Origin of the sequence: Frateuria sp. (genome assembly GCF_035695185.1) — a bacterium.
Classification (GTDB): Bacteria; Pseudomonadota; Gammaproteobacteria; order Xanthomonadales; family Rhodanobacteraceae; genus Frateuria_A.
This window is the reverse complement of record NZ_DASSES010000102.1, coordinates 1-5,724: the sequence shown is the minus strand read 5'-3', so window position 1 is coordinate 5,724 and position 5,724 is coordinate 1. Positions and strand designations below refer to the sequence as shown.

The 5,724-nt window shown below is 64.5% G+C and carries 9 protein-coding genes; 6 read left to right on the top strand and 3 right to left on the bottom strand.

The window, feature by feature from the left end; translation table 11 throughout:
• Nucleotides 1–187: 187 nt before the first annotated feature.
• The 6 genes from VFH59_RS08020 (at nucleotide 188) to VFH59_RS07995 (ending at nucleotide 4,052) form a co-directional block, all read left to right on the top strand.
• The gene (locus VFH59_RS08020) at nucleotides 188–433 is read left to right on the top strand and encodes a hypothetical protein (RefSeq protein WP_325164363.1); all 246 of its coding nucleotides are present in this window, start codon (nucleotides 188–190) and stop codon (nucleotides 431–433) included.
• A 112-nt stretch (nucleotides 434–545) separates the two neighbouring features.
• The gene (locus tag VFH59_RS08015) at nucleotides 546–989 is read left to right on the top strand and encodes a hypothetical protein (RefSeq protein WP_325164362.1); all 444 of its coding nucleotides are present in this window, start codon (nucleotides 546–548) and stop codon (nucleotides 987–989) included.
• A 161-nt stretch (nucleotides 990–1,150) separates the two neighbouring features.
• Nucleotides 1,151–1,354: a hypothetical protein gene (locus VFH59_RS08010; RefSeq protein WP_325164361.1), complete on the top strand. Its 204-nt coding sequence runs from the start codon at nucleotides 1,151–1,153 to the stop codon at nucleotides 1,352–1,354.
• A 57-nt stretch (nucleotides 1,355–1,411) separates the two neighbouring features.
• Nucleotides 1,412–1,765, top strand: a complete 354-nt coding sequence (locus VFH59_RS08005; protein ID WP_325164360.1) for a hypothetical protein — start codon at nucleotides 1,412–1,414, stop codon at nucleotides 1,763–1,765.
• Nucleotides 1,766–2,296: 531 nt separating this feature from the next.
• Nucleotides 2,297–3,514, top strand: coding sequence for an MFS transporter (locus tag VFH59_RS08000; protein ID WP_325164359.1), 1,218 nt, complete (start codon nucleotides 2,297–2,299; stop codon nucleotides 3,512–3,514).
• 154 nt (nucleotides 3,515–3,668) lie between these two features.
• Entirely contained in the window at nucleotides 3,669–4,052 is a 384-nt protein-coding gene (locus tag VFH59_RS07995; protein ID WP_325164358.1) for a VOC family protein, read from the top strand.
• Between the two features lie 202 nt (nucleotides 4,053–4,254).
• On the opposite strand, the gene VFH59_RS07990 is transcribed toward VFH59_RS07995, so the two are convergent.
• The 3 genes from VFH59_RS07990 to VFH59_RS07980 form a co-directional block, all read right to left on the bottom strand.
• Nucleotides 4,255–4,860 carry a flavodoxin family protein gene (locus tag VFH59_RS07990; RefSeq protein WP_325164357.1) on the bottom strand — a complete coding sequence of 202 codons (606 nt, stop codon included), beginning with the start codon at nucleotides 4,858–4,860 and terminating at the stop codon, nucleotides 4,255–4,257.
• 102 nt (nucleotides 4,861–4,962) lie between these two features.
• Complete coding sequence (locus VFH59_RS07985; protein ID WP_325164356.1) at nucleotides 4,963–5,208, bottom strand: hypothetical protein; 246 nt, start codon at nucleotides 5,206–5,208, stop codon at nucleotides 4,963–4,965.
• A 331-nt stretch (nucleotides 5,209–5,539) separates the two neighbouring features.
• Nucleotides 5,540–5,724 (bottom strand): zinc-binding dehydrogenase (locus VFH59_RS07980; RefSeq protein ID WP_325164355.1); only part of this gene is annotated, 185 nt, incomplete at its 5' end.

The following is a 5,724-nucleotide window of genomic DNA, read 5'->3' as shown; positions in this document are numbered from 1 at the left end:
TTGAACTGGGCGGTAAACCGCTGCCGCTTCTCCATCGAACACCTCCGTGCGAGGATTGTCCTCGCTTTGTGGTGTCCGAGAGAGCGGACCTAGTCCAGAGGAAATTAAGGCTTCATAACTTCCTCCGGCCTCTTCCCTTGGCTTTGGCAATCAGAAAAGGCAGGTTGTTGTGCGTAAACTCGGATACATGGCTTTGGCAGCGCTGACGCTTGCGGGTTGCGGTATCGAGCCCGTCAAGTTGAACACGGCGGATGGATCGCAGCAGTACTTCATGGAGTGCGGAGAGGACAGGAGCGGCTGCTTCGTCAAGGCCAACGAGGTCTGCCCGCAGGGGTACGAAGTCCTCGAGGCCAAGGAGACCAAGCAGGTTTCCTACAACTACTGGCGCGGTGGTACCTCGACGGACGCCACGCTCCGAATCCGCTGCAAATAGAATCGCAAGAAAAACACGGGTCAGAGTGCACTTTCCTTCTTCCCCCCGCCCCGTTTCGCTTTTTACAACCTCCCTTAGCGACTCCTACTCTGAGCCGGAAAAAACCCACCACATGGCCGCTCCGACCCCAGACAAGAACTCTACTCATCTCGCAGGTGAGTACTTTGTGGCCGCGGAGCTTTACCGCCGGGGTTACTCGGTGGCGATGACACTAGGGAATGCAAAGGCGATCGACCTATTTGCGGAGCATGAAGCGCAGACGGTAAATGTCCAGGTCAAGGCGATCCGGGACAAGAAAAGCGTCGGTTGGCCGCTGACGAAAGATAAGGTTGTCGACGGCGTGGTATACGTCTTCGTATGCCTCAATTCTCCCGGAGAAGCACCGGACTACTACCTTTGCGGGGCAACCGAAGCGCGGGCCCTAGTCAAGCAGTACAAAACGCGGGGAATTGTCGACCTTTCCCTTATCAAGAAGACGGCTGCGCTCGGCCGTTGGGGGCTTATCGACGATGCGCTCGCTCCTGTGCACCGAGAAAGCGGGACGGGCTCAACCTGACCCCGTTCGGCCGGCCCTCAAACCTGCGCCTGCCCACCGTCAAGAAAACCCGGGTCAGAGTGCAGTTTCACTTTGCGCAAAAAGGGCGCCAGGTTCCTTTTTGAGAGTTGCACGCGACCTCTGTAAACGAACCAACTTGCTGCTTTGATGGAGGTGAGGGGATGCACCGATTGAGCATGGTTGTGGCGGCGTGGCTGCTCGCGGTCACGGGGGCGGCGGCGCAAGACGCGGTGCGCGAGCAGCCGGTGAGCCTGCAACTGGACATCGATACGCAGGGTCAGGTTGCCGCAGTGAAGGTGATGGACCCGCGGCCCTTTCTGATGCCCGGCTACGGGCGCCACAACAAAGGTGCCAGGGACAATTAGTCAGTGGCTCGGAGAAGGGCAACCGGCAGCGTGATAGCCGGAAAACTGACCCCTTTCTTGGTGGCCATCGTGTTGCTGACGGGATGCGACCGTCGGGTGGCGACCTGCGACCATCGAAGCGAAGTATCCGAGCTACGCGAGCTGAAGCTGCCTCGCGCCGAGTCCGACGCGATCAGTGCGTACAAGTCTGGCGACCGGCGCCTTTTGGCCGTGTATGGCTTCGCTCTGGAGGTGCCCGGATACCGCGGCGATTTCTATGCGCATCCGGAGATGGTGCGTGCGCTGGCGGGTACCGGTGACGCGTACTGCGACGACGAAGAAAGGCAGCTCAACGTGAATGCGCGGGCTTACGCCAAGAGATACAACGAAGTGATGCTCAAACTGACGGGGTCAGCTTCTACCGCGAACTAGTCGGGCGCATGAAGGAAGGGTCACAAAGGGGACGGAGGGAGTCATGGCGCGCCTGTTGTAAGGAAATAGGGGTCAGGGAAACGGGGGCAGAGTGCACTTTTAAAGTCGACTCTGACCCTATTTTTGGACCGGGATCACCGATTGACTCGAACGCATCCGACGAGGGGTGACAATTGAACGCGACAAAAGAACCCAAGCGTCTGCGACCAGGCGCCGGAATCGCCATCGGCGTTGCAATAGGGGTCGCGATGGGCGCGGCCATGCACAACATGGGCGTTGGCCTGGCGATCGGCATCGCGGTAGGTGTGGCCATGGACGCGGCTGCGCGCAGGAGGCAGAAGTAGGCGAAGTCACCCGGCTTAAAGTGCGATAAAGGGGAACGCCTAGCTAACAGGGTCGGGTTCACTTTTCGCGAGCTGGCTAGGGCGATAAGCCGCGTGGTGCATCTTCGGGCCGTGGTCCGCTCGCCCGTCACAGAGTAGGGCAGGGGGAGAGGGTAGGCTGCGTTTTCGACTGCCTCCTAGCGCCCCCATGCTGACCAGCCTCCGCACCTCGACGTCGCTGCTGCTGAGCACCTTGTTCCTGCTGATGGGCGTCGGCCTGCTCCACTCGCACATCGCGCTTCAGGGGCGGGCGCTGGGCTTCTCGGTGGCGATGATCGGCCTGCTGACGTCGGCGTACTACACCGGGTTCCTGGTCGGCACCTACACGGTCCCGCGGCTCACCCATCGCATCGGCCACATTCGCGCATTCGCATTCTGTACGGCGCTGGTGACCCTGGTGGTGCTGGTGCAGGCGCTGGTGCCCGCGTACGGCCTGTGGCTGGCGCTGCGGCTGCTGCAGGGGCTGCTGCTAGTGGGCTTGTACGCGATCATCGAGAGCTGGCTGAACGCCTCGGCCGATCCGGCGCACCGCAGCTCGATCTTCGCCATCTACATGATGGTCAATCTGGGCGCGACCGCGGCCGCGCAGCAGTTCCTGCGCATCGGCGGCGACGGCTTCGTGCTGTTCTGCATGGTGGCGATCCTCTTCTGCGCCGCCAGCCTGCCCGTGGTGACGAGCCGCCAGCCGCAGCCGCAAATGCGCTCGGTGCCGCGGGTCCGGATCGGGCCCCTGTTCCGGCTGGCGCCCACCGCGCTGGTCAGCGCGCTCCTTTCCGGCCTGGCGATGGGCGCGTTCTGGGGGCTGTTGCCCGTGTACGCCGCGGCCCGTGGCCTGAGCGCCGGGGGTATCGGCACCTACGTGAGCGTCGGCGTGGCGGGGGGCGTGGTGCTGCAATGGCCGCTGGGGCGGTTTTCCGACCGCATCGACCGGCGCCTCGCGCTGTCGCTGATCAGCGGGTTGGCCGCGCTGGCCGCACTGACCAACCTGGTCCTGCCCAACCCCGGCGGCGCCGCGGCGATGGCGGTGATCTTCGCCTTCGGCGGCATGAGCCTGACCCTGTATCCGATCGCCGTGGCGCACCTGGTCGACTACGTGCATCGGGACGAGCTGATGTCGGCGTCGAGCACGGTGCTGCTGGTCAACGGCATCGGCTCGGCGCTCGGGCCCCTGCTCGCCGGCTCGCTCATGGGCCTGCTCGGGCCCAAGCTGCTGTTCGTCTGGTTTGCCATCCTCGACGGGACGCTTGCCGCCTATGCGTTCCACCGCTTCAACCACCGCAAGCGCGAGGTGACCCCGGAGGACACCTTCGTGCCGCTGGTGAACACGGGCGCCAGCTCGCTTGAACTGCATGCGGATGAAGACTGAACAGCTCGCGCAATAAGGGGGCGTTGCTCGTCTGGCCCAGGGGCGTCGGTTCGTGGCGATGGAACGCCTCGTGCATGCCGGCGGCGGCAAGATCTTGACCTGGCCACCTGCCTCCCGTTACTCCGGCAGTCCGCATCATCATCAGGAATAAGCCATGGCGCATTACTCCCGGCTCTGCGCAGTGCTGATCGACTGCGATACGGACGACGTTGATCAGGCGGCGGCATTCTGGGCGGCCGCTCTCGGTCGCCCCGTCGATCCCGGGCATCCCGGTACACGCGGCAACTACCGCATGCTGGAGACGCCGCCTGACGAACCCATCGTCCAGATCCAGCGGGTCGAGCACGAGAGTCGCGTGCACCTGGATATCGAGACGGACGATATTCCCGCCGAGGTCGCCCGTCTGGAGACGCTGGGAGCCACGGTGGTCCGGCGTCTCGAGCGCTGGGTGGTCATGCAGGCCCCTACCGGGCAACGCTTCTGCGTGGTCCGGGTCCAACGGCCCGGTTACCCGAAGAATGCCAATCGCTGGGATTAGCCTTATAGCGATGCCAACCGGGCACCTACCAGGTCCGACGAGCGGGGGGGCACCGCGACCATCGGGCGGCGTGAGGCCGCCCCGTCTTTCAGGCAGTGGCGGGACGCCGCGAGGTAGTCAGGGGCGTCGCCAACACTCGCATCGGTACGCGATCCCGCCGAGCCATCGAATGCGGTCAGTGCTCCGATGAACACCGACCCCGCTACCGCGTCGCCGGATAAGGCCTCTCCTGGAGCAGTCGTGCCAGGTGGGCGGCATTGCACGCCTGCGTCTGGATGGCGCCCGCAAGCGCCTTGGGCGTCTGGTCCAGGTCGACGTAGTTCTTGTTGTGCATGGCCTCGCCCACCCAGTAGCTGGAGCTGCCGCCCGGGATGGTGAAGCCGACGTCCGCCAACGCCTGGTAGAGCTCGGCCGTGACGTGGTGGGCGCCATCCTCGTTGCCGACCACGCAGACGAGGGCGACCTTTCCGAAGGTCGGGTAGATCCCGTGCTCGTCGATTTCGCCGAAGACGGCATCCAGGCGCTCGAGGACGCGTTTGGCCACCGAGCTGGGTTGCCCCATCCAGATCGGCGTGGCCAGCACGAAGATGTCGGCCTGGTCGATGCGCTTGCGCAGGGCGGGCCAGGCATCGCCCGGGCCCTCGTCGGTCTTCACCCCGGGCTTGATGTCGTGGTCGACGGCACGCTCGTACGACGTACTGACGCCGTAACCGTCCAGTGCGCGCAGGACCTGATCAAGCAGCTTCTGGGTCGAGGACGGCTGGTCTCCTTGCTTGAGCGTGCAGTTGAAACCGAAGGCGGAGAGCATGGCGGCTCCTGGGAGGGGCGGAACGCCAAGCCTGCTCCGTCGGGGGTGGAGTCGAAGTCAGGAGAGCGGGCCCCCGGCTTTCACGGAACGCCTCATGGAAGGCTAGGGCACCGAGCGCATGGGCGCCGGGACGTGCGTCTGCCCCGGCGGCACCTGGGGATGCGTCCGGCCGAGGGTGATGTTCTTGCTCGCGCGCACTTCGCGGTTGGAGAACGTCCAGATTTCACCCGTCGCGGTGATGAACACGGTCCAGTAAAGGTCCGACTCGGGGCCGTAGTCGATGAGGATGTGGGCATATCCCTCGCCCTTGGGAGTGCAGAGAGGGAGCGGAGGATTGAGCTGAAGCATGGCGCACCTGGTTGTCGACGCTGCCTTGGCAGCGCGACAAGGCTGCGCTCCATCGCCGTGAATTCGTCGCGAAGCCGCCCGCTCCAAGACCGACCAAAGGGGACCAACTTGGGGATCACCCGGGCGTCGCCTGCACACGGGTGAGGTGCTGTCCGGCGGCTGTTGGAACCGGGGGGATCGAGCCTTTCCTGCATCTGCGGGCATGGCCGCCGGACGCTTTGCCACGCAGCTGCATGCGCGATTGGGTGTGGGGACTCTCGGCTAGCCGGTGCTGCCGACGCTACGTCGCCATGCACTCTGCGGCACTCGACTCCGGCGTGCGGGCGGATCGTCACTCGAACCGCACCGCCAGTTTGCCGATCACCTGGCCGCTTTCCAGGCGGCGATGCGCCTCGATGAAGGTCTGCGCGCTGAGACCGTGAAGGGTCGCGCTCAACGTGGTCCGCAGTGCTCCCGCATCCACGAGCGCGGCGAGCGTCCGCAGGATGTCGCCTTGCCTGGCCATGTCCGGTGTGT

Coding starts and splice junctions, on each gene's coding strand:
- VFH59_RS08020 (WP_325164363.1), top strand. CDS start 188: ATGGCTTTGGCAGCGCTGACGCTTGCGGGTTGCGGTATCGAGCCCGTC.
- VFH59_RS07995 (WP_325164358.1), top strand. CDS start 3,669: ATGGCGCATTACTCCCGGCTCTGCGCAGTGCTGATCGACTGCGATACG.
- VFH59_RS07990 (WP_325164357.1), bottom strand. CDS start 4,860: ATGCTCTCCGCCTTCGGTTTCAACTGCACGCTCAAGCAAGGAGACCAG.
- VFH59_RS07985 (WP_325164356.1), bottom strand. CDS start 5,208: ATGCTTCAGCTCAATCCTCCGCTCCCTCTCTGCACTCCCAAGGGCGAG.
- VFH59_RS08000 (WP_325164359.1), top strand. CDS start 2,297: ATGCTGACCAGCCTCCGCACCTCGACGTCGCTGCTGCTGAGCACCTTG.
- VFH59_RS08010 (WP_325164361.1), top strand. CDS start 1,151: ATGCACCGATTGAGCATGGTTGTGGCGGCGTGGCTGCTCGCGGTCACG.
- VFH59_RS08015 (WP_325164362.1), top strand. CDS start 546: ATGGCCGCTCCGACCCCAGACAAGAACTCTACTCATCTCGCAGGTGAG.